The 24,065-nt window shown below is 69.0% G+C and carries 24 protein-coding genes and 3 tRNA genes; 3 read left to right on the top strand and 24 right to left on the bottom strand.

Translation table 11 applies throughout. The annotated features are described in order from the left end of the window. The first annotated feature begins 6 nt into the window (after positions 1-6). Positions 7-351, top strand: coding sequence for a hypothetical protein (locus tag AB5L97_RS07140; RefSeq protein WP_307957327.1), 345 nt, complete (start codon positions 7-9; stop codon positions 349-351). Next, complete coding sequence (locus tag AB5L97_RS07135; protein WP_369047015.1) at positions 348-1,856, top strand: cation acetate symporter; 1,509 nt, start codon at positions 348-350, stop codon at positions 1,854-1,856. The genes AB5L97_RS07140 and AB5L97_RS07135 overlap by 4 nt, the downstream gene beginning before the upstream one ends. 8 nt (positions 1,857-1,864) lie before the next feature. Here the strand turns inward: AB5L97_RS07135 and AB5L97_RS07130 are convergent, their stop codons facing one another. The 6 genes from AB5L97_RS07130 to rpsB form a co-directional block, all read right to left on the bottom strand. Further along, positions 1,865-2,440 (bottom strand): DivIVA domain-containing protein, encoded by a 576-nt coding sequence (locus tag AB5L97_RS07130; RefSeq protein ID WP_307957325.1) that lies wholly within the window; start codon positions 2,438-2,440, stop codon positions 1,865-1,867. Between the two features lie 52 nt (positions 2,441-2,492). Beyond that, complete coding sequence (locus AB5L97_RS07125; RefSeq protein WP_423246826.1) at positions 2,493-3,455, bottom strand: phosphatidate cytidylyltransferase; 963 nt, start codon at positions 3,453-3,455, stop codon at positions 2,493-2,495. Then, positions 3,455-4,012 (bottom strand): ribosome recycling factor, encoded by a 558-nt coding sequence (gene frr, locus AB5L97_RS07120; RefSeq protein WP_307957324.1) that lies wholly within the window; start codon positions 4,010-4,012, stop codon positions 3,455-3,457. Before frr ends, AB5L97_RS07125 begins: the two co-directional genes overlap by 1 nt. Before the next feature lie 125 nt (positions 4,013-4,137). Continuing rightward, the gene (gene pyrH, locus AB5L97_RS07115) at positions 4,138-4,956 is read right to left on the bottom strand and encodes a UMP kinase (RefSeq protein ID WP_369047014.1); all 819 of its coding nucleotides are present in this window, start codon (positions 4,954-4,956) and stop codon (positions 4,138-4,140) included. Positions 4,957-5,073: 117 nt separating this feature from the next. Continuing rightward, the gene (tsf, locus tag AB5L97_RS07110; RefSeq protein ID WP_307957322.1) at positions 5,074-5,910 is read right to left on the bottom strand and encodes a translation elongation factor Ts; all 837 of its coding nucleotides are present in this window, start codon (positions 5,908-5,910) and stop codon (positions 5,074-5,076) included. Positions 5,911-6,037: 127 nt separating this feature from the next. Beyond that, positions 6,038-6,937: a 30S ribosomal protein S2 gene (gene rpsB / locus AB5L97_RS07105; RefSeq protein ID WP_369047013.1), complete on the bottom strand. Its 900-nt coding sequence runs from the start codon at positions 6,935-6,937 to the stop codon at positions 6,038-6,040. A 447-nt stretch (positions 6,938-7,384) separates the two neighbouring features. Here rpsB and AB5L97_RS07100 point away from each other — a divergent pair, with 447 nt between their 5' ends. After that, entirely contained in the window at positions 7,385-8,002 is a 618-nt protein-coding gene (locus AB5L97_RS07100; RefSeq protein WP_369047012.1) for a M23 family metallopeptidase, read from the top strand. Positions 8,003-8,007: 5 nt separating this feature from the next. Here the strand turns inward: AB5L97_RS07100 and AB5L97_RS07095 are convergent, their stop codons facing one another. The 18 genes from AB5L97_RS07095 to AB5L97_RS07010 all read right to left on the bottom strand — a co-directional run bounded on the left by AB5L97_RS07095 (position 8,008) and on the right by AB5L97_RS07010 (position 24,031). Continuing rightward, entirely contained in the window at positions 8,008-9,198 is a 1,191-nt protein-coding gene (locus AB5L97_RS07095) for an acyl-CoA dehydrogenase family protein (RefSeq protein WP_369047011.1), read from the bottom strand. Positions 9,199-9,339: 141 nt separating this feature from the next. Next, positions 9,340-9,413 (bottom strand) — tRNA-Ile (locus tag AB5L97_RS07090). 29 nt (positions 9,414-9,442) lie between these two features. Further along, on the bottom strand, positions 9,443-10,654 hold the full coding sequence (locus AB5L97_RS07085) for a glycosyltransferase (RefSeq protein ID WP_369047010.1): 1,212 nt from the start codon (positions 10,652-10,654) through the stop codon (positions 9,443-9,445). 65 nt (positions 10,655-10,719) lie between these two features. Then, entirely contained in the window at positions 10,720-11,655 is a 936-nt protein-coding gene (locus tag AB5L97_RS07080; protein WP_307957317.1) for a DMT family transporter, read from the bottom strand. Continuing rightward, positions 11,655-12,296 (bottom strand): CDP-alcohol phosphatidyltransferase family protein, encoded by a 642-nt coding sequence (locus tag AB5L97_RS07075; protein ID WP_307957316.1) that lies wholly within the window; start codon positions 12,294-12,296, stop codon positions 11,655-11,657. Before AB5L97_RS07075 ends, AB5L97_RS07080 begins: the two co-directional genes overlap by 1 nt. Positions 12,297-12,384: 88 nt before the next feature. Continuing rightward, a complete protein-coding gene (locus AB5L97_RS07070) occupies positions 12,385-13,260 on the bottom strand; it encodes a phage holin family protein (RefSeq protein ID WP_307957315.1) in 876 nt (291 codons plus the stop codon). 97 nt (positions 13,261-13,357) lie between these two features. Then, a complete protein-coding gene (locus AB5L97_RS07065) occupies positions 13,358-13,789 on the bottom strand; it encodes a hypothetical protein (protein WP_307957314.1) in 432 nt (143 codons plus the stop codon). Between the two features lie 88 nt (positions 13,790-13,877). Next, positions 13,878-13,950, bottom strand: a tRNA-Asn gene (locus AB5L97_RS07060). Between the two features lie 13 nt (positions 13,951-13,963). Continuing rightward, a tRNA-Asn gene (locus AB5L97_RS07055) sits at positions 13,964-14,039 on the bottom strand. A 74-nt stretch (positions 14,040-14,113) separates the two neighbouring features. Then, entirely contained in the window at positions 14,114-16,021 is a 1,908-nt protein-coding gene (gene dnaG, locus AB5L97_RS07050; RefSeq protein ID WP_369047009.1) for a DNA primase, read from the bottom strand. Between the two features lie 25 nt (positions 16,022-16,046). Further along, a complete protein-coding gene (locus AB5L97_RS07045) occupies positions 16,047-17,330 on the bottom strand; it encodes a deoxyguanosinetriphosphate triphosphohydrolase (protein WP_369047008.1) in 1,284 nt (427 codons plus the stop codon). Further along, positions 17,323-18,525 carry a tRNA dihydrouridine synthase DusB gene (gene dusB, locus AB5L97_RS07040; RefSeq protein WP_423246846.1) on the bottom strand — a complete coding sequence of 401 codons (1,203 nt, stop codon included), beginning with the start codon at positions 18,523-18,525 and terminating at the stop codon, positions 17,323-17,325. Before dusB ends, AB5L97_RS07045 begins: the two co-directional genes overlap by 8 nt. A gap of 67 nt (positions 18,526-18,592) precedes the next feature. Further along, positions 18,593-19,405: a hypothetical protein gene (locus AB5L97_RS07035; RefSeq protein WP_369047007.1), complete on the bottom strand. Its 813-nt coding sequence runs from the start codon at positions 19,403-19,405 to the stop codon at positions 18,593-18,595. A gap of 326 nt (positions 19,406-19,731) precedes the next feature. Beyond that, on the bottom strand, positions 19,732-20,250 hold the full coding sequence (locus tag AB5L97_RS07030; protein WP_369047006.1) for a hypothetical protein: 519 nt from the start codon (positions 20,248-20,250) through the stop codon (positions 19,732-19,734). 117 nt (positions 20,251-20,367) lie between these two features. Continuing rightward, entirely contained in the window at positions 20,368-20,979 is a 612-nt protein-coding gene (locus AB5L97_RS07025; RefSeq protein WP_307957309.1) for a response regulator transcription factor, read from the bottom strand. Further along, complete coding sequence (locus tag AB5L97_RS07020) at positions 20,976-22,250, bottom strand: sensor histidine kinase (protein ID WP_307957308.1); 1,275 nt, start codon at positions 22,248-22,250, stop codon at positions 20,976-20,978. The genes AB5L97_RS07025 and AB5L97_RS07020 overlap by 4 nt, the downstream gene beginning before the upstream one ends. Positions 22,251-22,274: 24 nt before the next feature. Continuing rightward, entirely contained in the window at positions 22,275-23,084 is an 810-nt protein-coding gene (locus AB5L97_RS07015) for an ABC transporter permease (protein WP_369047005.1), read from the bottom strand. Next, on the bottom strand, positions 23,081-24,031 hold the full coding sequence (locus AB5L97_RS07010; RefSeq protein ID WP_369047004.1) for an ABC transporter ATP-binding protein: 951 nt from the start codon (positions 24,029-24,031) through the stop codon (positions 23,081-23,083). Before AB5L97_RS07010 ends, AB5L97_RS07015 begins: the two co-directional genes overlap by 4 nt. Positions 24,032-24,065: the final 34 nt, after the last annotated feature.

Below are 24,065 nucleotides of genomic sequence, written 5' to 3'. Positions count from 1 at the left end.
GTGCGCGTGACCGCTCCCCTCTCGAACGCGGCCCGCGCGCCGCGCACCCCGTCCCTTTCTCGGGAAGTCGCGGAGCAGTCAGAGCTGGGTACCGTGGTGCTGCGTTCGCTCCTGCGCTCCCAGCTGCGCCTGGCCCTTCTCGTGGCGGGAGCCTTCCTCGTAGCGGTGGGATCCCTCTGGGCCGTCTCAGAGCTCGGCAGGAACATCCCGTGGCTCCCCGGCCTCACGCTCGAATGGCTGCTCATCGGGGCGCTCCCCTATCCCGCCGTCGTGCTTGCCGGCATCGCGTACTACCGTGCCTCGACCCGGAACGAGCAGCGCTATGCCGAGCTCCTCGAGGACCGCCCGTGAATCCGTTGATCGGCCTTGCCGCACTCGGCATCGTGGCAGTTGCGACGGTTCTCGTGGGGTTCTACGGGCTTCGGATCTCCCGCACGACGAGCGACTTCTACGTGGCCTCGCGCACCGTCAGGCCCTGGTGGAACGCGTCCGCCATCGGCGGCGAGTATCTCTCCGCGGCCAGTTTCCTCGGGGTGGCCGGCCTCATCATGGTCAGCGGCTCCAACGCGCTGTGGTACCCCGTGGGCTACACAGCGGGCTTCCTCATGCTGCTGCTGTTCGTCGCCGCGCCCCTGCGGCGCTCCGGCGCCTACACGGTTCCCGACTTCACCGCCGCGCGGCTCGGATCCCTCTCGGCACGGCGGACCACGAGCGTCCTCGTCGTCCTCATCGGCTGGCTCTACATCATCCCCCAGCTCCAGGGCGCGGCCCTCGCGGTCCGGATCACCACGGGCCTGCCGGGGTGGGCGGGCTCGGCCGCAGTCGTCGCCGTCGTAGTCCTCGCGGTCATGCTCGGCGGCATGCGCTCCATCACGTTCGTCCAGGCCTTCCAGTTCTGGCTCAAGCTTGCAGCCCTCGCAGTCCCGGCACTCTTCCTCATCCTGCTCCTGGCCGGCCGCGGTGCACCCAGCCTGCCCGACGCGGCAGGCAGCATCGCCGCAAGCACCCAAGCGGAAGCTCCGTCTGGCTCGTTCACGACGCTCGACGGCGGGTACCGCACCTTCTCGATCCTGCTCGCCCTGCTCTTCGGCACACTCGGGCTGCCCCACGTGCTCGTCCGGTTCTACACGAATCCGGACGGCCGCTCTGCGCGCCGGACCACCGTGATCGTACTGGGACTGCTGTCCGTCTTCTACCTCTTCCCCACCGCGTTCGGGGCGATGGGCCGTCTCCTCGCGCCGGACCTCGCGGGCGAGGGGGACGCCGTCGCCATCCTCCTGCCCGAACGACTCCTGTCAGGGCCGCTCGGCACCGCCCTCTCGGCCCTCGTGCTGGCGGGGGCCATGGCAGCGTTCCTCTCGACGACGTCGGGGCTGCTCGTCTCGGTGGCCGGCGTCATCAGCCAGGAACTGTTCGGCGGGAGCGTCCGCGGCTTCCGGACCGCCGCGGCCCTGTCCGCGCTCGTACCGTTCGCGATGGCCCTCGGCGTCAGTCCCCAGGCGCTGGCGGGAAGCGTTGGCCTGGTCTTCGCGTTCACGGCATCCACCATCTGCCCGCTGCTTCTCCTGGGGATCTGGTGGCGCCGGCTCACCCCCGCAGGAGCGATTGCGGGCATGGTCACGGGTGCGGTGGCGTGCGGGGGCGCGCTGACAGCGTCCGGGGTCATCGGCACTGGCCTGCTCGGCTCGGATGCGCAGCACTCCGTCGTTGCCGTGGTGTGCGCTCAGCCCGCCGCGTGGACGATCCCGCTCGCGTTCGCCGTCATGGTGATCGTCTCGCGCGTGAGCGGCCGGACGGTCCCCCACGACGCCGACCGCTTCCTCGTACGGCTGCACTCACCCGAGCCGCCCGGCTGAACCGAGGCTCAGTCGATCGCGGCCATGAGCTCCACGACACGGTCGAGGAACGCGTCCACTTGGGTCTCCTCGTAGCCTTCCCTGCCGGACACGGTGCGGAAGACGGCGGTGCGCACCTCGTCGGCGCTCATCGGGGAGCCCTGCTCGAGGTATGCGAGCAGACGCGTGCACAGGATGTCCACGTCGTCGACGTGATAGCTGGGGGCCTTGACGCTGGCTGGGCGGCGGAACCGCTCGCCGTCGGACCTCATGAGCCGGCCGCGAAGCAGCCCGGCCAGCTGCCCGATCTCGCGCAGCCAGGCCTCCTGGCCCGCTTCCTGGATGAGATCGTCGCGCTCGCGGCGTGCGAACGCATCCTCGAGCCGGTCCAGCGCGGCGTCGACCTCATTGGCGTCGTAGCCGCCGCGGACGGCGTCGAACGAGACGGTGCGGACATCGTGGCTCGTCACGGCCGCAGCCGCGCGATCCTCGAGGTACGCGCGCGCCGCGTCCAGGAACTTCTCCACCTGCTTGGGACTGTAACCGAGGTCGCCCCGCCCGACCCGGTCGAATCCTGCCGCCGCGCTGTCCTCAGTGTGCGCCACGTGTACGCGTCCTCTCGTTCGTTGGAAAGTCGATCATGTGAGGTCCCCGAGCCTAGATGCCCTGCAGGAGGCTGAAAACGAGGTAGGCGGCCGGCACCCCGAACAGGATCGAGTCCAGCCGGTCCATCATCCCCCCGTGCCCCGGGAGGATGCTGCTCATGTCCTTGATGCCGAGCTCGCGCTTGACCATCGATTCGGCGAGGTCGCCTGCTGTGGCCGCACCGACCATGACGACGGCGAGCACGGCCCCGACCCACCACGGCCGCCCGAGCAGGAGCACCGCACCCAGAACGCCGATCACGAGCGCCCCCGCCGCGGATCCCGCAAAGCCCTCCCACGACTTCTTGGGGCTGATCTTCGGCGCCATCGGGTGCTTCCCCAGGCTCGCGCCCACAATGTACCCGAACGTGTCGTTGGCCACCACCAGGAGGAGCGTGACCGCGAGCTGAAGCGTCGAGGGCGGCACCGCGCCGCCCTGCCACAGTCCGAAGCCCGGCGGCGGTGTTGCCGCATGCAGCGGCAGGAGTGCGTAGCCGATGAGGAAGGGGATCCACAGGACGACGAACACCCCGGCGAAGACGCCACGCGTGGCGCCGTCGGGATGCTCGAGGCTCTGCCAGACGAGCACCGCTGCACAACTGGCCAGGAGCGCGAACAACTGCGCCTCCTGCCCCCCGAAATACGCCGTCACCGGGATGGCCACCGCCGCAGCCATGATGGGCACGATCGGGACCCGTGTGCCGTGGGCCTCGAACGCCCGGAAGACCTCCCAGACGCCCAGAAGAGCCGCCGAGACGGCGATGAGGACGAACCCCATCGGCCACAGGAACAGCCCCGCGAGCAGCGCTGCAAGCAGGGTCAGGCCCACGGCGATGGCTGCGGGCAGGTTTCGCCCTGCCCGCGAAGCCTTCTGGGACTTGCGGGCCCGGCGCTCGCCGAGGGCGGCTGCCTCCGGCATTGGGTTGCCCGACGAGTCGGGTCCCTCATGCGGCACGTCGGGCTGGGGCGTGCTCATCAGACCTCGAGGAGCTCGGCTTCCTTGCGCTTGACCAGCTCGTCGACGGCGTCCACGTGCTTCTTGGTCAGCGAGTCGAGGTCCTTCTCACCGCGCACGCCGTCGTCCTCGCCGACCTCGCCGTCCTTGACGAGCTTGTCGAGCGTCTCCTTCGCCTTGCGGCGGATGCTGCGGATCGAGACCTTGGCGTCCTCACCCTTGCCCTTGACGACCTTGACGTACTCCTTGCGGCGCTCCTGCGTGAGCTCGGGCAGGACCACCCGGATCACGCTGCCGTCGTTGGACGGGTTGGCGCCGACCTCTGAGTCGCTGAGGGCCTTCTCGACGTCGCGCAGGGCGCTCTTGTCGTACGGCGTGATGAGGATCGTGCGAGCATCCGAGACCTGGAAGGAGGCCAGCTGCTGGAGCGGCGTCGGGGTCCCGTAGTAGTCCACCATCACCTTCGCGTACAGGGCGGGGTTGGCACGGCCGGTCCGGATCGACGCGAAGTCCTCCTTGGCCACCTCGACGGCCTTCTCCATCTTGTCGGTGGCTTCGAGCAGGGTCTCTTCGATCACGTCGCACTCCTTGAGGACTTCGTTGCAGCTGTGTACTTCCCGGCCGACCGCCGGGACCGCATGGCGGAGGCGGCCGCCCGGCTCCGCGGGACTAGGAACATCCTAGCCGCACCAGAGGGAGTGGCTCAGACGGTCACCCGCGTGCCGAGATGGTCGCCGCGGATCGCCTTGGTGACGTTTCCCTTGCCCTCCATGCCGAACACGACCATCTCGAGGCGGTTGTCCTTGCACATCGTCATGGCCGTCTGGTCCATGACGCGGATATCGCGGCGCAGCGCCTCGTCGTAGGTGAGGTGCTCGAGCTTGACGGCGCTCGGGTCCTTCTTCGGGTCGGCTGTGTAGACGCCGTCGACTCCGCTCTTGGCCATGAGCACGACGTCGGCGTGCACCTCGAGCGCGCGCTGCGCGGCAACGGTGTCGGTCGAGAAGTAGGGCAGTCCAGCCCCTGCGCCGAAGATCACGACGCGGCCCTTCTCCATGTGCCTGATGGCGCGACGCGGGATGTAGGCTTCGGCGACTTGGCCCATCGTGATCGCGCTCTGGACACGCGTCTCGACGCCGGCCTGCTCGAGGAAGTCCTGCAGGGCGAGGCAGTTCATGACCGTGCCGAGCATGCCCATATAGTCGGCGCGCGAGCGGTCCATGCCCGAGACCGACAGCTCGGCTCCGCGGAAGAAGTTGCCGCCACCGACCACGATGGCGATCTCGACGTCGTCGACGGCGGCGGCGATCTGCTCCGCGATGCCCCGCACGGTCGCCGTGTCGACGCCGAGCTTGCCGCCGCCGAACACCTCACCCGAGAGCTTCAGGAGGACTCGACGCCGGTGGCGCGGCTCGCCGTCGAGCGCGGTGGACGCCTCCGTGGCGATGCCGGCGGCTGGGTTGGCTGCGTCTGCCAGCGGGTCGGAGGGCACAGTCGTGTCTGCGGTCGATACGGATTCCATGGATGTGTCCCCTCGGGTAAAACGTCTGTCTGGGAGCCTGCGTCTAGCGTAGCGGCACCTGCCGCCGGTCATGGCAAAGGGGGCGGCCACCGAAGTGGCCGCCCCCTTGTGGTCGTGCTAGGCGCCGACGCGGAAGCGCGCGAACGCGGTCCCCTCGACTCCTGCCTCGGTGAGGACCTGGCCGACGGACTTCTTGGCGTCCTTGGCGAACGCCTGGTCGAGGAGCACCTCGCCCTTGTAGAAGCCGGTGACGCGGCCTTCGACGATCTTCGTCAGGGCAGCCTCAGGCTTGCCCTCGGCCTTGGCGGTCTCCTCCGCGATCCGACGCTCCGACTCGACGAGATCGGCCGGGACGTCCTCGCGGCGGAGGTAGTTCGGTGCCATCGCGGCCACGTGCACGGCGACGTCGTGCGCAGCGGTCTGGGCAGCGTCGCCCTCGCCGCTGACGGCGAACAGCACGCCGACCTGCGCCGGGAGGTCCTTGGACGTCTTGTGGAGGTAGGCGTCGACGGTCGCGCCCTCGATGCGGGCGAGGCGGCGGACGACGATCTTCTCGCCGAGCACTGCGCCCTCTTCGACGACGAACTCGCTCAGCGGCTTGCCTTCGACGTCAGCGGCCAGAAGGGCCTCGAGGTCGGCGGCGCCGGAGGCGACAGCCGCGTTGAGGACCTTGTCGGCGAGCTCGATGAACTTGGCAGACTTGGCCACGAAGTCGGTCTCGCAGTTGACCTCGACCATGACGCCGACGCCGTTCTCGACCTTCGCGGCCACGAGGCCCTCGGCAGTCGAGCGGCCCTCGCGCTTGGTAGCGCCCTTGAGGCCCTTGATACGGATGATCTCGACGGCCTTCTCGGCATCGCCGTTGGCCTCGTCGAGAGCCTTCTTGACGTCCATCATGCCTGCGCCCGTGCGCTCGCGCAGGGCCTTGATGTCAGCGGCGGTGTAGTTCGCCATGTGAACCCCTCGTCTCGTGTGTTCTGCTGTCTTCCGGCCAGCACAGATGGCCGCTCCCGTAGAAGGTGCGGCCATCTGCCGGCAGTCCCCGGAGCCTGGTGGGTCCCGGAGAGGGTCTTTGATCGAGTTAGTTGGTGCCCTCGGCGGACTCAGCCTCGGCCGGAGCCTCAGCAGCAGCCTCGGCGGGGGCCTCAGCAGCGGCAGTCTCGGCGGGCGCCTCAGCAGCAGCCTCGGCCGGAGCAGCAGCGGCGTCCTCGGCCTTCTGGCCCTCGAGGAGCTCGCGCTCCCACTCGGCCAGCGGCTCCGCCTGCGCGCCCTCGGTGCCGGAACCGCGGTTCTGGCGGGCAATGAGGCCCTCGGCCACGGAGTCAGCGACAACGCGGGTGAGGAGGTTCACGGAGCGGATGGCGTCGTCGTTGCCCGGGATCGGGAAATCGACCTCGTCCGGATCGCAGTTCGTGTCGAGGATCGCCACGACGGGGATGCCGAGCTTCTTGGCCTCGTCGACCGCGAGGTGCTCCTTCTTCGTGTCAACGATCCAGAGCGCCGATGGGGTGCGGGTCAGGTTGCGGATGCCGCCGAGGGTCTTCTCGAGCTTGTCCTTCTCGCGCTGCAGGATGAGGAGCTCCTTCTTGGTGCGGCCCGAACCTGCCACATCCTCGAAGTCGATCTCCTCAAGCTCCTTGAGGCGCTGGATGCGCTTGGCAACCGTCGAGAAGTTGGTCAGCATGCCGCCCAGCCAACGCTGGTTGACGTAGGGCTGGCCGACGCGCGTGGCCTGCTCCGCGATGGCCTCCTGCGCCTGCTTCTTGGTGCCGACGAAGAGCACGGTGCCGCCGTGGGCAACCGTGGCCTTGACGAACTCGAAGGCGCGGTCGATGAACGACAGCGACTGCTGGAGGTCGATGATGTAGATGCCGTTGCGCTCGGTGAGGATGAAGCGCTTCATCTTCGGGTTCCAACGGCGGGTCTGGTGGCCGAAGTGGACACCGCTGTCGAGCAGCTGGCGCATGGTAACGACGGGCATGCCGACGCTCCTTCCGGCAGGTCTTCATTCGAGGGCGCACGCGGTGGCCCTTGCCCCTGCCATAGTTGACGGTTGTTGACAACGACGGCCGGGTGGCCGCGTGTCCCTGGCATCCCCTCCCCGCCCCTACCGTTTGCACGGACCGATGGGCGGACAGTGCTCATGACGAGCGCTGGATGCGCGGAGTCGGCTTCCTTCACCCTTCTGAAGCGCAGGCATGGCGGACCATGGATTCTGGCACAGCAAAAGAGGCTCGGAAAGCCGCGGTCCCAAGTGTACTACAGCGGGCGGTGTCAGGGCGGGCGGCGCAGCGGCGGCCAGGCCGCATCCGGCGTCGGCATCAAGGCGTCGGCATCAGGGCGTCATCGCTGCGGACGACGCCGCATTGTCCACATGCGGGACCGTTGCCCTTGCCGATGGTCTCGCCACACCGCAAGGCTGGGCGTCATGACACCTCGGATGCCCCTTACCGGCCGAGAGCCGCTCAGAATCCTCACGGCAGTGCCGAGCGTCTGCGCTCTGGCGCTCTCCGCGGCTGTGGGCGGCCCCGCCGCGGCGCAGGCACCGCCTGCCGCACAGGTCGCCCTCGCCCAGCCCGTAGGCGCATCGCCCACGCTCGCCAGGCCCGCCGGAGCACAGCCTTCAGGTTACGGGTGGGCATGGCCGCTCGAGCCGCGGCCCGCCGTCGTGCGCCAGTTCGATCCCCCGAGGCGCCCGTGGCTGTCAGGCCACCGGGGGGCGGACCTCGGTGCGGTGCGGGGCGCCGAAGTCCGCTCGCCGCAGGCCGGGACGGTGGTGTTCAGCGGTTGGGTGGTGGACCGGCCCGTGGTGACCATCGACCACGGCGACGGGCTGCGGAGCAGCTTCGAACCCGTCGTGGGCACGGCTGCCGTGGGTGCCGCGGTCGCCAGGGGCGAACCCGTCGGGGCCCTCGCTCCGGGCGAGGCCGGCCACTGCGGCCCCGACGACTGCCTGCATTGGGGCGTACGCCGGGGCGACGAGTACGTGGACCCCCTGGCATTCATCGAGGACCGCCGGCCCTCGGTCCTGCTGCCCTGGGGCTGAGCAGGTCAGACGATGGCTGAGATGCCCGTGATCGACCGGCCCACCACGAGAGAGTTGATCTCGTGCGTGCCCTCATACGAGTAGATGGCCTCCGCGTCTGCGAACACCTTGGCCATCCCGTAGTCCGTCACGATGCCGTTGCCGCCGAGCAGGCTGCGGCCGATCGCGACGCTCTCGCGCATGCGGGCGGTCGTGAAGGCCTTCGCGAGCGCAGACTGCTCATCGCGGGCCCGGCCGGCATCCTCGAGCTGCGCGAGGCGGACCATCATGCCCAGCGAGCTCACCACGTTGCCGAGCATCGTGACGAGCTGGTCCTGGACCAGCTGGAAGGAGGCGATCGGGCGGCCGAACTGCTCACGCTCGACCGTGTACCGCCGCGCCACGTCGAAGGCGGCCAGCTGCTGCCCGACGGCCTGCCACGCCACGGAGAGCCGTGTGGCTTTGAGCACCTTGTTCGTATCCCTGAAGCTGTTGGCGTGGGCGAGCTTGAACTCGGCCGGGACTCGGACGTCATCGAGCGTGATGTCCGCGTTCTGCACCGTGCGCAGCGCGATCTTGTTCTCGATCCGCGTGGCGCTGTACCCGGGCAGGTTGGTGTCCACGAGGAAGCCCTTGACCTGGTTATCGGCCTCGTCCCGCGCGAAGACCACGACCCAGTCGGAGAACGTCGCGTTGCCGATCCAGCGCTTGGCACCCGTGAGGATCCAGTCGCCACCGTCGCGGCGCGCAGTGGTCCGGGTCCCGCCGGCGACATCGGAGCCGCCGAGCGGCTCGGTCAGGCCGAAGGCCCCGATCTTGTCCAGCGAATAGATCTCGGGCAGCCAGGCAGCCTTCTGCTCCTCGGAGGCGAGCAGCTCGATCGACCCTGCGAACAGGCCGTCGTGGACGCCCATGAAGGTGGCGATCGAGGCGTCGGCGCGGGTGAACTCGGCGTGGAGGAGTCCCGCGAGCAGGTTCGAGTGACCCTGGCGACGGACCGGACTCATGACGTCGAGCTCGGCAACCTTGGGCACGATCTCATGCGGGAACTCGGCACGGTTCCAGCAGTCGATGGCAATGGGGGCCACTTCGCGTGCCAGCCACTCACGCACCTCGTGGAGGCGGTCCCTCTCTTTGTCGGAGAGAAGGGCCTCGAAGGCATAGAAGTCGCCGTCGGCGTACGGCAGATCGGCGGCGGCGGTGCGCGGCTGCGTCATGGTGCTCTCCAGGGTCAGTTGTTACTCAAGAGTAGTTACTCACAAGTAACATACGCTTCCCCGGCGGTCTCGACAACCCGGCCGGACCGGTGGACGCAAAAAGGCCCGGAACCACGCTGCGCATGGCTCCGGGCCTGACCGTAGGGCCTGTGGGACTTGAACCCACGACCAAGGGATTATGAGTCCCCTGCTCTAACCGGCTGAGCTAAGGCCCCACGCCCCAAGTGCTGGGGACCTTTCCATCCTAGGCCAGGTCGCCGCCGACGTCGGTGCCGCGGTACAGGGCCTCGAACGTGTCCAGTGTGGCCTTGAGTCCGTGCTTCTGGACCATGCGGTAACTCTCCGCGCCCATCCGGGCCCGTTCCGCCGGGGGAAGGCTCAGCACGGCGGTGATCTTGGCAGCAAGGTCGTCGACGTCGTTGGGGCGGAAGAGATACCCGTTCTCACCGTCGACCACGAGGTGCGGCAAGGCCATCGCGTTCGCCAGCACCACCGGGGTGGAGGCGCTCATGGCCTCGAGCGTCGCGAGGGACTGGAGTTCCGCGGTCCCCGACATGCAGAAGAGGTCTGCGCGGAGGTAGGCGAGCCGGAGCTCGTCGTCGGGTGCAAGGCCAAGGAAGCGGACCCGGCTCCTCACGCCCAGGCGGTCCACGAGATGCTCAAGGGACGGGCGCACCTCTCCGCCGCCCACGATCTCAAGGTGCACATTGAGCTCGGGCGGGGTCTTGGCGACGGCCTCGATGAGCACGTCGATATGCTTCTCCTCCGCGAGCCGCCCGGCGAAGAGAACAGTGGGATACGGGTTCTTCACGACCACCTCGCCGGGCCGCGGCTCGTAGGCGGCGATGTCGATGCCGTTCGAGAGGGGCAGCACCTCCGTCAGGAACGCATGGTCACGCATGGCCTTCGCGGCGAGCGGCGTTGGCGTCGTGACCACATCGGCCTGCCCCATGACCTTGCCCATGTCCTTCCACGACTGGCGGCCCACGATGTTCAGGAACCACTGCGGGAAGGGAAGGAACGGGTTGAGGTTCTCCGGCATGAAGTGATTGGTCGCGACCACGCGAATGCCACGCTTCACCGCCTCGTAGAGGACGTGCTCGCCGATCATGTAATGGCTCTGGATGTGGACCACATCGGGCTTGACATGGTCGAAGAGGAGCGCGATCTCCTTCTTGACCTCCCAGGGGAACACGACGCGCCAGTATTCGTGGGTCGGCACCGAGTGGGAACGGAGACGGTGGACGGTTGCCTCCGGGCGCACCTCGGTGAAGCTCTTTCCCCTGTCGGAGCGCACGGCGGCGACGTGCACGTGGTGTCCGCGCGCCGTCATGCCTTTGGCAAGCCGATACCCGAACTGCGCGGCGCCGTTGACATGGGGTGGATAGGTGTCTGCGCCAATCAGAATCGTCAGCGGCTTGCTGGTCAGGTCCGTCTCGGGTTCAGGCGTGGTCACAAGCTCTCCTGGTCGGGCGGGCCGGCGGTTCCGGTCCGCGTTCCCGGCGGGCCTCCAGATACGGATCAGCCGCCGGTGTGGGAACGTGCATCGGGCCCGGATCCTCCCCGAAGCTCGCGCGCGGAGTCCTTCTTCCGCTTCGCGACCTCCGGATGGTGCCGGGACAGGGCAATGACTCCCACGATAGCAATGAGGGCGGCCACCACCATGGCAACCGCAACGACGGCGGGCACGTCAGGACGCAGCTCACCGAGGATGGTGATGCCGATCGCAATGCCGACAATCGGATCGATGACCGTCAGGCCGGCGATCACGAGGTCGGGCGGCCCGGACGAATAGGCGTTCTGGACGAACCAGGAGCCGAGACCTCCCGCAGCCACGATCGCGACGACCGAATACCACTGCACGTTCAGGAGGAACTGCCCGTTGGCGGAGAGGAGGTCCCGACCGATGATCCGGGTCAGGACGGCCACGAAGCCGAACAGCACCCCCGCTCCGAGGATGTAGACGAACGCGCTCAGCCGGTGCCGGAACATGGTCGCGAGACCACCGAGCACCCCGACGGCGAGGGCGAGCAGCAGCACGATGGCCAGTTCCGCGTCGGCACCCACATGATGGTTCTCGACCGTCGCGTTCACGGCAAGCAGGACGAAGAGCGCCGATCCGGTCACGCAGGCGGTGATGGCGACGACGGTGGGCCGATTGATCGTGATGCCCTGGTCCTTGGAGTTGACAATCGTCGTGATGACGAGCGCGATGGCACCGATCGGCTGGATCACTGTCAGAGGTGCCGAGACAAGGGCGACCATGTTGCACAGCATGCCAGCGCCGAGGAGTGTCAGTCCGAGAATCCACCGGGGATTCCGCAGGAGCCGGACGAAGCTGCGGGAGCTCAGGGCGAGGCCGCCCATGTCCGCCTTGACGGCACTCCCCTGCCGCTGCGCGCCGAACGCGAGGAAGAAGGCGCCGAGCACGGCGAGCACGACGGCGAACCACACCATCAACGACCGCCTTCCCAGCCGTTGTCCTCAAGCCTGCTCTCGCGCACCGGCCGACCCTTGGCCACGATTGCGCGGAAGTAGTTGAACGCTGCAATCCAGTGCCCGATGAGGCCAAGGAGGAGCAGGACCCAGGCCACCACTGCGTAGGCAACCGCCCCGGGGACGGACAGTTTGGACAGAACGAGCAGCGGCGTACCCACGAGAAGGAATGCCGTGCGGAGCTTCCCGATCTTCGACACCGGGAGGTCAGGATGGCTGTGGAAGTAGAAGAGCGAGGCCGTGCCCAGTGCGAGGTCGGGCACGAGCAGAGCGGCGAGGTACCACCACTGCACCACGTCGGCGAGCACGAGGGTCAGCGCGACAGCAAGAAGCGCGAGGCGGTCCGCCGCCGGGTCGAGTACCTTCCCGAGCAGCGAGACCTGGCCGAGGCGCCGCGCCACGTAGCCGTCCACCCAGTCCGTGCTCCCCATGACTGCGAGCACCACTACGGCCCAGCCGTACTCCCGCTCGGCGAGGACGAGCCACATGAAGAGCGGCACGCCGAAGAACCTCAGGATCGTGATGATGTTCGGCAGGGTGAAGAGGCGGTCGGTCTCGACCTGCTCGGCCCCCGGCCGTGTGCCCGCGTCGAAGAACCTCACCGTTTCCGCACCGCCCACCCGTGGGGCGGGACCAGCGGCGGTTCCCCCGTGATCAAGGTACTGCTGTGCACTGAGGGCCCCCGGCCGCTCAGTTCTTCACCAGCTTGCGCAGGAAGACCACGAAGGCGGTGGCCGAGACGGTGAACACCGCGAGCGGCGCCCAGCGTCCCTTGAGCGCCTCCGCGGTGTCTGCCGCGCGGCTGGTGCCCTGCGCGCCCGGGCCACCCCGCGCCGTCGTGCCCGTCGTGGCGAAAGGGGCGCGGCTTGATCCACCGGCGAACCTGGCCTTGACGTCGTCGGCGAGGTAGCCGGCCTGGCGCTTGACGTCCATCTCGGCAACGAGGCCGTCGCGGACGTCCAGAAGGTGTGCGCGGCGCTTCTCGAGGCGCTCGCGAAGCTCGGCTTCAGTCGGTGCGGGGAGCTTGACCTTGCCGTGGGCCCGCTCCTGCGCCTCCTTCTCCATCTTGGCCTTGGCCTTCTCGGCTTCCTTCGTGGCCTGCGCGCGCTTGTACTGGATTGTCGACGGATCGAGCAGGCGCGGATCGAAGTTGCGGCCCTCCGTCACGATGCCGAGGTCGTAGCGCACGCCGCGGATCGCGTCGGCCGGGACGAGCGGCATGGCCTTCTTCACCCACGCCATGCCGATGAGCACCGCAATCGCGATGATCACAAGGAACGCGGCCCCGACGATCAGGGCCGCCAGCCACCCGGGCATGACGGTGGCGAGACCAAGGATTGCCGCCACCACGAGCGCGATCACGAGGAGTCCGAGGAACAAGAGCGCCACGACGAACAGTCCAGCCCCGACTCCTGCCTTGACGCCCCGGTTCTTGAGCTCGATCTTGGCGAGGGCGAGTTCGTCGTTCAACTGGCGCGGCGCGAGCCGCGCGGCTTGGCCTACAAGGTCCGGCAGAGCGGCCAGCTTCGGCCGCCGGCCTGCCGGCGTACTGTGGCGTCCACTCATCGTCGTCGGGTCCTTTCCTGTCGGTCAAGAACGCGCGAGGCGCAATCCGTGACCAAACTACCACCCAGTTGCCGCTGGGGGCCCGCCGCCGCGCAGCTCAGGGAGTCCGCGGGCTTCCGGTGTCGAGGGCGCCGAAGGTGGCCTCGACCTGCAGGAACTGCTCCGCAGCTAAGACGGCCGCAGTGAACGCATCCGCATCGGTCGTCGAACCCCGGGGACCGCGGGGCATCCACTCATGCCGCTCCGTCCGGATCGTGCAGAAGCCCTCACGCGGCGGGGCGTAGTAGATGGCGAACCTCTGGACGGGCCACCCGCCTGGCGTCTCGGGCGCTACGAGCACCGCGGAGCGGAGCGCGAAGTTGACCCATTGGGCGATCGGGCGGCGCTGATCGCGCACGAACATCCCGTCGTTGAAGCCGTTCGCGGTGCCCTCGCCGTAGGCGCCCTCGAATCGGGCCCGCCAGATGGTCAGGAGCGGACCCTCGTAGCGCGTCCACCCAGGGGGAAGGGGGGCCGACGACTCGGACATAGGATCATGATAAGACGACAAACGCCCCGACAGAGCGGGGCGAAATGCCTGTCGCGGGCCCGCTGACTGCAGGCGCTGCGTGAAGGTGCTCCCCCGACTGGACTCGAACCAGTAACCCTTCGATTAACAGTCGAATGCTCTGCCAATTGAGCTACGGGGGACTGACACTGCAAATGGCTCCCCCGACTGGACTCGAACCAGTAACCCTTCGATTAACAGTCGAATGCTCTGCCAATTGAGCTACGGGGGATCGCAGCGGGTCCTACCCTAGCAGGGCCTGAGCCCTGAGGTGAAATCGGCGCCGGCTCGGCCCCGTGGCCAGGCTCAGTCGGCGGAGCGGAGGGCACGACGACGCAGCTCGAGCTCCATGAGGCGGCGGTTGAGGCGTTGGAACGCTTCCGGCGCACCGGCCGGGTCCAGACGCTGCAGCTGCCCGATCATCTCGGCCTTCTGGGCTGTGATCTGCAGCTCGGCGAGGCCCGCGAGGATGTCCCGGCAGTAGCGCTCAAGCGACTCCTCAGTCGTAGCCGGGAGGGGTGTCACCGCAAGCTCTGCCAGAAGCGGGCGCAGGGGCTCTGCCAGCTCGTGGCGCACACGCTCTATCCAGCCGGCCGTGGCCTCCTGCTCCGCCGGACGTCCGGCAGCGACGATCGCGGAGTGCAGGGCGGCGTACGCTGGCGCCGCAAAGCGTGCCGAGGCGAATTCCGCCCAAGAGACATCGAGCAGCATCTGGGGCTGCTGGAGGACCACTTCGAGGGACTGCCGCTCCATGACCGCCACCGGGTCCCGCGGGTCCGGAAGCCAGACGGCAGGCGCGGCAACGGCGGCACTCGGCCCCGCGGCGTCGTGCGCCGCACCGGGCCGGTTGACGCCTTGCTGGGGCACGCGAGACGCGCCCGACGCCGTGAGGTGCCTTCCGGCCGACGTGACCGCCCGCGTGACCTCCTCGAGCGGCACCCCGAGCCACTTCGCGAGCTCGCGGGCATAGGCCGGCCGGATGGCCTGGTCTCGGATCTGCGCAACGACCGGTGCGGCCTCGCGCAGTGCCGCGACGCGGCCCTCGACCGATTCGAGGTTGTGCTTGCGCAGGGTGGCCTGGATCGCGAACTCGAAGAGGGGTCGGCGCGCCTCGATGAGCTGCCGCACGGCGGCATCGCCGCGGTGCTGGCGCAGCTCGCACGGGTCCATGCCGCTCGGCTCGACCGACACGTAGGTCTGGGCCACGAAGCGCTGGTCCTCCTCGAAGGCCCTGAGTGCGGCCTTCTGGCCCGCGGCATCGCCGTCGAACGTGAAGACGACCTCTCCCCCGGTCCCGTCGTCCGAGAGGAGCCGGCGAGCGATCTTGATGTGCTCGCCGCCGAACGCCGTTCCGCAGGAGGCGACGGCGGTGTCGACGCCCGCGAGATGGCACGCCATGACGTCGGTGTAGCCCTCGACGACGACGAGCTGTCGTTTCTTGGCAATGTTGCGCTTGGCCATGTCGATCCCGTAGAGGACCTGGGACTTCTTGTAGAGCGCGGTCTCTGGGGTGTTGAGGTACTTGGGGCCCTGGTCATCGTCGAACAGGCGCCGGGCGCCGAAGCCGATCACCTCCCCCGTGATGTCCCGGATGGGCCAGATGAGGCGGCCACGGAAACGGTCATACAGACCGCGGTTGCCCTCAGAGAACATGCCCGTGAGCCTCAGCTCGTCGTCCGTGAACCCTTTGCCCCGCAGATGCTTGAGGAGCGCGTCCCATCCCTGCGGGGCGAAGCCCACACCGAACTGCTCGGCGACGTTGCGCTCGAATCCGCGCTCGAAGAGGAACTGGCGTCCCGCTGCGGCGGCAGGGCTGAGGAGCTGGGCCTGGAAGAACTCTGCGGCGATCTTGTGCGCGTCGAGCAGGCGCTGGCGGCGGCCGACCTCTTCGCGCCGTGGTCCCGCGCCGTCCTCGTAGTGCAGCTCGTAGCCGATGCGGGCCGCGAGCTTCTCGACCGTCTCGGCGAACGCTGTGTGGTCCAGCTTCATGACGAAGCTGATGACGTCGCCGCTCTCGCCGCAGCCGAAGCAGTGGTAAGTGCCCACGTGGGGGCGGACGTGGAATGAGGGCGAACGCTCGTCGTGGAACGGGCACAGGCCCTTCCAGGAGCCGATGCCTGCACCCTTGAGGGTCACGTAGCCCTCGACGACCTCCTTGATGTCCGTGCGCGCACGGACCTCCGCGATGTCCTCGGGTTTGATCAGGCCGGCCACTGGTCCACCTTAGTCCCGGTCACCGTCACCACAGGCTCGGCAGGCTGCCGACGAGCCGCTCATACCATGCGAGGCCCGAGCCATCCGTGAGGGAGGCGACCTGGTCGACGACGACGCGCAGCCGGCCCGCGTCGTCCTGCGCCGCGCGCCAGTCCGCGGCGAACATCGGCTCCAGATGCCGGTCCCCGGTGGCGCTGAGCGCCGTCACGAGGGCGTGCAGGACCTCACGCTGGCGCTCATAGATGGGCTGGCGGTGGTCGGTCGTCATGACGAAGGTGGTGGCGAGGCCCTTCATGACGGCGATCTCGGTGACCGTCTCATCCGGCACCATGACCTCGCCGGCGTACCGCGTGAGCGGGGCCGCGCCGTACGCGGCACGCGTCAGAGAGAGGGCGCTGTCGCAGAACCGGCCGATGAGCTGGCTGGTCATGTTCTTCAGGGCGGCCATCGACCGCCGCGAGCCGTCTGCCTCCCGAACCCACACGGGTGTGGCCTCGAGCCGCGCAAGCGCGGCGTCGATCTCGGCCGGCTCGCTGTGCGGGAGGTACCACTGCTGGGTGTAGCCGATCACGCGGGCGCGGTGGTCAGGGTTCTCCATCCAGCGCAGCTGGAACTTCCCCGCCACGATCGCGTCCTCGACGTCGTGGACCGAATAGGCGATGTCGTCCGAGAGGTCCATGACCTGGGCCTCGATGCAGGACCGACCCGCAGGGGCGTCTTCACGGACCCACGAGAAGATCGGCAGATCGTCCTCATACGCGCCGAACTTGCTGGTCCGGTGCCCGTGGATGAGCGGGGCGTCCACCGCCGTCCAGGGGTACTTGCACGAGGCGTCGAGGCTCGCCCGGGTGAGGTTGAGCCCCGCCGGCTGGCCGTCACGGTCGAGGACCTTCGGCTCGAGGCGCGTGAGCAGGCGTAGGGTCTGGGCATTGCCCTCGAAGCCGCCAATCGCATGGGCGATGTCATTCAAGGCGCTCTCGCCGTTGTGGCCGAAAGGAGGATGGCCCAGATCGTGGCTCAGGCATGCGGTGTCAACGACGTCCGGGTCGCAGCCAAGCACACGTCCGAGCTCGCGGCCCACCTGGGCCACCTCGAGGGAGTGGGTCAGGCGCGTGCGGACGAAGTCGTCGGTGTCAGGGGCGACGACCTGGGTCTTCGCCCCGAGTCGGCGCAGCGCCGAGGAATGGAGGACGCGCGCCCTGTCCCGCTCGAAGTCACTGCGGTAGCTCTTCTTGCGGGGCTCCTCGACCCAGCGGCTTGAGTCCTGCTTCGAGTATCCGCGGGTGCCCTCGGCGACCGCCTCAGCCACCGGACACGTCCAGTTCGGCGGCGGCGATATCCCGGGACTGGTCGGCGTCCATCGTGCGGCTCTCGAGCCAGCGATGCGGGAGCGCCGGGCGCTTGGGCGAACCGGCCCTGCCGCGGGGGCCCTCGGCATCGACGCCGGGGTAGGGCGCCTCGGCATCGAGGGTGTCGAGGAGCCCGCGCAGCTCCTCGAGGGTGTTGACCTGTGCGAGCTGGGCGCGCAGCTCGCCGCCCACGGCGTAGCCCTTGAAGTACCAGGCCACGTGCTTGCGGATGTCCCGGAGCGCCCGCCCCTCCTCCTCGAAGTACTCGACAAGCAGCTCGGCATGGCGGAAGAAGGCCTCGCCGACGTCCTTGAGGCCCGGGCGGATGCGGTCCGCACGGCCCTCGAAGGCCGCCTGAAGGTCACCGAAGAGCCATGGCCGCCCCTGGCATCCACGCCCGACGACGACGCCGTCAACCCCCGTTTCACGCACCATCCGCACCGCATCCTCAGCGCTCCAGATGTCCCCATTGCCCAGGACGGGAACGTCGGGCAGGGCCTCGCGGAGCCGTGCGATCGCGCTCCAGTCGGCCGTTCCCGAGTAGAACTGCGCCGCAGTGCGCCCGTGGAGGGCAACGGCCGCGACGCCGGCGTCCCGCGCGATCCGGCCTGCCTCGAGATAGGTGAGGTGATCCTCGTCGATGCCCTTGCGCATCTTGATGGTCAGCGGAACGCTGCCCTTGTCCGCCTCGCGGACGGCCGTCTGCACGATCTGGGTGAAGAGATCGGTCTTCCACGGCAGGGCCGATCCGCCGCCGCGCTTGGTGACCTTGGGCACGGGGCAGCCGAAGTTGAGGTCGATATGGTCCGCGCGGTCTTCCTCGACGAGCATCCTCACGGCCTGCCCAACGGTGACCGGGTCGACGCCGTAGAGCTGGACGGACCGGACAGCCTCGTCGTCATCGTGTTTGATGATCCGGAGCGAACCGGGGTGGCGCTCCACCAGGGCGCGGGTCGTGACCATCTCCGCAACGTACAGGCCACCGCCGAACTCGCGGCACAGCCGCCGGAATGCCGTGTTGGTGATGCCTGCCATCGGGGCGAGCACCACGGGCGTGTCGATCGTGAGGCGGCCCAGCTTCAGGGGCGGCAGTTCGAGGCGCACTCCACCTGCGGACGCATCCGCAGAGGGGTTGTCAGGGAGAACGGTTGGCACAGCAGTCACTCGTCCATTGTGTCAAAGTGGCGCAAATCGCCAGGCAGCCGGTCACCGCCCGGCGCCTTCACGCCACCTGCTCGGCTCCGCTGCCGTGCCCGGCGATGGCCTCCATGACGCTCTTCGGCAGGGTGAGCACGGGCTGTCCGTGCTCGAACTCCGTAGCGGCCATGACCTCCCCGCCGGGGCGCCACCAGTAGAGGTGCCGACTCAGGGGTGCGACCTCACCCTTGGCGAGAATGGCGTTGACCTCGAGCATCGAGATGACCCCTTCCACGGTCGTCTCCTCGCTCACTTCGCTGAACGTGATCATCCTCAGCGCTGGGACACTGAAGAAGACGCCGAGCGGACCGGGGTCCATTCCGAGTCGCTCCATGAGCCGTTCCGGGTACGCGAGCCACGAGGCCTGGCGCGGGTGGTCGGATTCGAGCAGGAAGACGGCGGAACCGTCCTTCACGAAGGCCTCCGGACGTCCGAGGTCGGCCGAGAAGAGATTCTCTTCGGCGGCCTCCCAGGCGGACTCGAGTCCTCCGGCCTTGGCAAGGTGGCGGTCCGCGACGTACATCGAGGTCTGTTCGCGCCGGATGGCCATGATGAGCGGAAGGCCTCCCACGCGTCGGGCGTAGGTGTACTCCTCGGTCCAGGCGTCCGGGGGCATGCGCTCCGGGGCGACGAACCGTGGAAAGAGCCTCTCCCGCAGGGCTGGTCCGGCGTAGCCCAGGCTCCCCCGGACGGCGCTTCCCTGGACTCCTGCACCGATGAGCTGCCGCACGATCGCCTCGACCATCACCGGCCACTCCGACTCGGGGAGGAGGAGGGCCTCCCGTGCGATCGTCCCGAACCCAAGCTGTGCACCGGCACCGGTGAACGGGCCGCCCATCACAACAATGTGGGTTCCGAGGTCCTTTGCCCTGAACCCGAGGCCCCGCACAGCGTCGCTGCAATGGCGTCGCAGGGCGTCCGCCTGACGGACGCTGAACTCTGGCAGGTGGCGGTCCGGGGCGTCGGCGCCTGTTGCGTCTCCCGCGGCGCCTGCGACACGCGCGATGCCGCCTACCTGACCCGCTCGATCCAACCGATTGCGCTGCGCCTTGCCCATTCCGGACCCCCTGCTCACGTGGCTCGGGCGCCGAATTCGGGGCCCGTTCCTGACGCTACGCACCGACAACCCCCGGCGGGACCCCGCCGGGGGTGTATGTGTATAACTCAGGCGCAAACAGCCTCCGCGGCCGGCGCGGGACGAAGCACCTCATCGGCGCGGCGCTGAATGATCCAGCTCTGGAGCCCGAGCGTCGCGGCGAGGTAGAGCATGATCGAGGCGGAGCCCACGGGGCCCAGACCGTGGTGGCCGTCAGCCACCGCGGCCAGCACGTCGACAATGACGTGGATGGCCAGCCCGGCCGCCCACAGTCCGATGACGGGCCACCCGCCCCGACGGTAGGCCGCGCCGTTGTGCGCCCACACCGTCGCAGCCCACCCGCGCAGCCAGCCGAACACGGCGGCGAGCAGGAGGGATGCGGTGAGCTCCACGGCGTCCGCCGCTTGCATCCCGCCAGCATCGGCGAGCCGCGCAACCTGCCAGACGCCGATCGCCCCGAGGATCAGAAACAAACGGGCCTTGAACTGCTCCACCGGCCGGGTCTGGAATTGGCGTACAACGGCCCACGCGAGAACGGCTGCGGCGAGGACTGCGGTGGCGAGGCTAAGGGTGAGGGTGGACGTCATCGGGGATCGGGCTCCTAGTCTGGATAGTGCCGCTTCGTGCGGCTGATTCCATGGTTCAGCTCGCTCGGCACCCCGGCCCCACACGCGTGTCACCCGTTCGGCATGACATCTGTCAGTTCAGAGGAGCCAGCCGTTCTCCTCGGCGATTCGCGCCGCCTCGGCCCGCGTCGCGGCCCCAGTCTTGCCGATCGCGCTCGAGAGGTAGTTGCGCACGGTGCCCTCGGAGAGGAACAGCGTCCTCGCGATGCTTGCCACCGTGCCACCGCCGGCAGCTTCCCGCAGCACGTCGGTCTCGCGCTCGGTGAGGGGGCTCTCACCCGCTGTGAGCGACTCGGCCGCGAGTGCGGGATCAACCACGCGCAGCCCTGAGGCGACGCGTCGCACCGCCTCGGCGAGCTGCCGCGCGGGCGTGTCCTTGACCACGAACCCTGAGGCCCCGGCCTGCATGGCGTGTCTCAGGTATCCCGGGCGCCCGAAGGTCGTGACCATGAGAACCCGGACTCCCGGGATGCCCGCAGTGATCTCGGCGCACGCAGTGATCCCGTCCTTGACGGGCATGTCGACGTCGAGGAGGACCACGTCCGGGGCGGCGCGCGCAGCCAGCGAGACCGCCTCGGCGCCGTCGCCTGCCTCGCCGACCACGTCGATGTCCGGTTCGAGGTCCAGCAGCGCCGCCAGGGCACCGCGGACCAGTGCCTGGTCGTCGGCGAGGACAACCCGGATGCTCACTGGGCTGCCCCTGCCCGTCCGGCCGTACGGGGGCTCAGGCGCACCGTCACGGCAAAGCCGTCAAGCGGTCCGGGGCCGGTCTCGACCGTAGCGCCGAGGGCCCTCGCGCGCTCGCGCAAGCCCCTGAGCCCGTGCCCGTCGCCCGCCGTCGGGGCAGCGACTGGCGAGGCGCCCCCGGCCACGACGCCTGCCGTCGTGCCACCCGCCGTCTGGGGCGGCGATGCGGCCGACGGCGCGTCCCCGCCGCCGTCGTCTGCGATCGTCACCGACGTGGGGCCGAGCAGGATCTCGCACCGACGCGCCTGCGAGTGCCTTAGGACGTTCGTGACGCCCTCTCGGACGGTCCAGGCAAACAGCTCGCGCGCGGCGCTCGGGACCTCGTCCGTGGCCCGGGGGATGTCCGCCTCAATTCCCGTGGCCGCGAGCGCGGCCCGGGCGCGCGCGAGCTCGCCGGGGAGGGATATCTCGCGGTACCCATCGACGGCGCGGCGAACGTCCGCGAGGGCGTCGCGGGAGAGTCGCTCGAGATCCTCGAGCTCGGACCTGGCCCGCCCCGGGTCGGCGTCCATGACCCTCCTGGCCAGCTCGGCCTTGACCGTGATGACAGTGAGCGAGTGGCCGAGAATGTCGTGGAGGTCGCGGGCGAACCGGGTGCGCTCCTCTTCGACCATGAGCCGCGCGTTCTCGCGCCTGGCCCGCCCGAGCGCCCGCTGGCGCCGGGCGGAGATCACGGCAACCCCGACCGCGACGACGCCCATCGCCATTCCGGTGAGCGTCCCGAGATCCTCGGTCCAGCCAGGAACCACTGTCCAGGCGGCTGCATAGGCGACGGCGAGCGCCACGGCGACGGCGAACGCCCACACCATGGGCATAGTCCACATGCCGGCGATCGCGAGGAACACGAACGGCGTGGTCCCCGACTGGCCCAGCATTGCGAGGCAGACCACGGCGAGCGCCGCCATGGCGACGTACCCGAGCCAGCCCTGGAGGCGGGCGGACGGGCTCGCAACAACGTCGGCCCCGCCCATGACGTAGCCACGCCGCGAGAACTGCCACACGTACACGACGGCGAACCCGAGCACCGCCGCGAAGCCGACGTCCCCCTGCGGCTTCCCAAGGAGCTCCGCGGCGTGAACGAGCGGCGAGATGAGCCAGACGAGCCAGATCGACGCAACGAACACCCCTAAGAGCCTTGACATGCGGTCCGTGCGGCCGTCCTCGTCGTCAGGGGTCGCGCCGCGATTGGCGGCACCCCTGAGGAAGCTGATCATGGACACCACTGTGCCACGGACCGCCTAGACCCTGCGGGTGTCCCGGCGGAACATGAGCCCCGCCCCGGTCGCGAACACTGCGAGCCATGCGCAGATGTTCAGCGCCCACACCCAGTCGAACGCATCGCCGAGCAGCACAGCGTGCGCCACCATACTCGGGCCCCACATGGGCGTGAACCTCGCGACCTCCTGGAGGATCGGGTCCATGAGGTAGAACGGGTAGAACACCCCCCCTGCGAAGGCCATGAGCGCGAGGCCGAGCCCAAGGAATTGCATCGAGTTCTCTGTGGGCAGCAGGTACCCCATGAACAGGCCGAATGCCGCAAGGACCGCCGCGCCGAACCACTCGAGGAGCATCGAGAGCACCCAGACGTCCGACGGCATCGTTGCGCCGCTGAGCAGGCCCACGGCGTTGACGGCCACCACTGGAAGGAGGCTCGTGAGTAGGGCCGTGAAGGCCTTGACGGCGACGTACGCCTGAGGGCGGAGCGGGGTGAGTCGTAGCTGCCTCGACCAGCCCTGGGCCCGTTCCACGGAGACGCTCGCCGCCGTCATGACGGCCACAGTCATCGCCCCGTACAGGGCCATCGAGATCATCGAGTACGCGGCCACGTTCCCGCGGCCCACAGCCTGGCGGCCCAGGCCGCCCGAGCCGCCGAACGCGAAGTAGATCGCCACCGGCATGACGACGGCGAACGCGAGCGTGCGCGCGTTCCGCGCCACCCGCAGGACTTCGATCCTCACGAGCGTCGGGTTGAGCCCGCCAAGGCGCGGGACCCTGGGTGCCGGTCCCCCGGCCCTAGTCTGGTCCGGGTGTGCGGCTGCGGTGGTCATCGCGTGCTTCCTTCCTTGCTGAATGCTCGGCCGGGTTCCCGTGCGGTGCCTGCGTCTCCTGCGGTGAGTGCCATAAAGGCGTCCTCAAGCCCGTGCGACGTGATCGCGAGGTCCCGCGCAGACGTCGCCGTGAGCAGGTGTCTCGCCACGGCGTCGCTGTCCAGCGCACGGAAGGCGACCTGGTCGCCCTGCCGCTGCGCGCCGTCGTGCGCGGGGACTGCGGCGAGGTCCGCGTCCGTCGCGCCGGGCCAAGTTGCTCGCACCATGCGTCCCGCCGCCATGGCCCGGAGCTCCCCGGGCGTGCCGTCGGCGACGATCCGGCCCGTGTCCATGAGGATCACCCGGTCCGCGTACCGCTCGGCCTCCTCGAGGTAGTGGGTCGCGAACAGGACCGTGCAACCGCCAGCAGCGTCCTCGCGGATCGCGGCCCAGAAGTCCCGGCGCCCCGTGACGTCCATGCCGGTCGTGGGCTCGTCGAAGACGATGAGCGATGGATCAGAAATGAGCGCCATCGCAAAGCGCAGCCGCTGCTGCTGCCCGCCCGAGCACTTGTTGACCCTCCGCCCCGCGATCCCGGCAATTCCGGCACGGTCGAGGCACTCCTGGACACCCCGCGTGTGGCTGAACAGCGACCCGGTCAGCTCGACCGTCTCGCGGACCGAGAGGTCCTTGAGCAGCCCCCCGGTTTGGAGCACGGCGGAGACGAGTCCGCGGTCGACGGCCCGGCGCGGCTCAAGCCCGAACAGCTCCGCGGAGCCGGTGGTCGGCACCGCAAGACCGAGCAGCATGTCGATCGTGGTCGTCTTGCCTGCCCCGTTCGGGCCGAGGAAGGCCACGACCTCTCCGGGCCGGATTGCGAGGGAGACCCCTGCAACCGCATGGACAGCTCCGAAGGTCTTCTCAAGCCCTGTGGCCTCAACGGCCCAGAGCGTTCCCTGTGAACTCATGCGTCCATGGTCATCCGCGCGGGCATCTGGTCCC

The sequence above is a fragment of the Sinomonas sp. P10A9 genome (assembly GCF_041022165.1).
Taxonomy (GTDB): Bacteria; Actinomycetota; Actinomycetes; order Actinomycetales; family Micrococcaceae; genus Sinomonas; species Sinomonas puerhi.
This window is presented reverse-complemented; position numbering and strand designations above follow the sequence as displayed.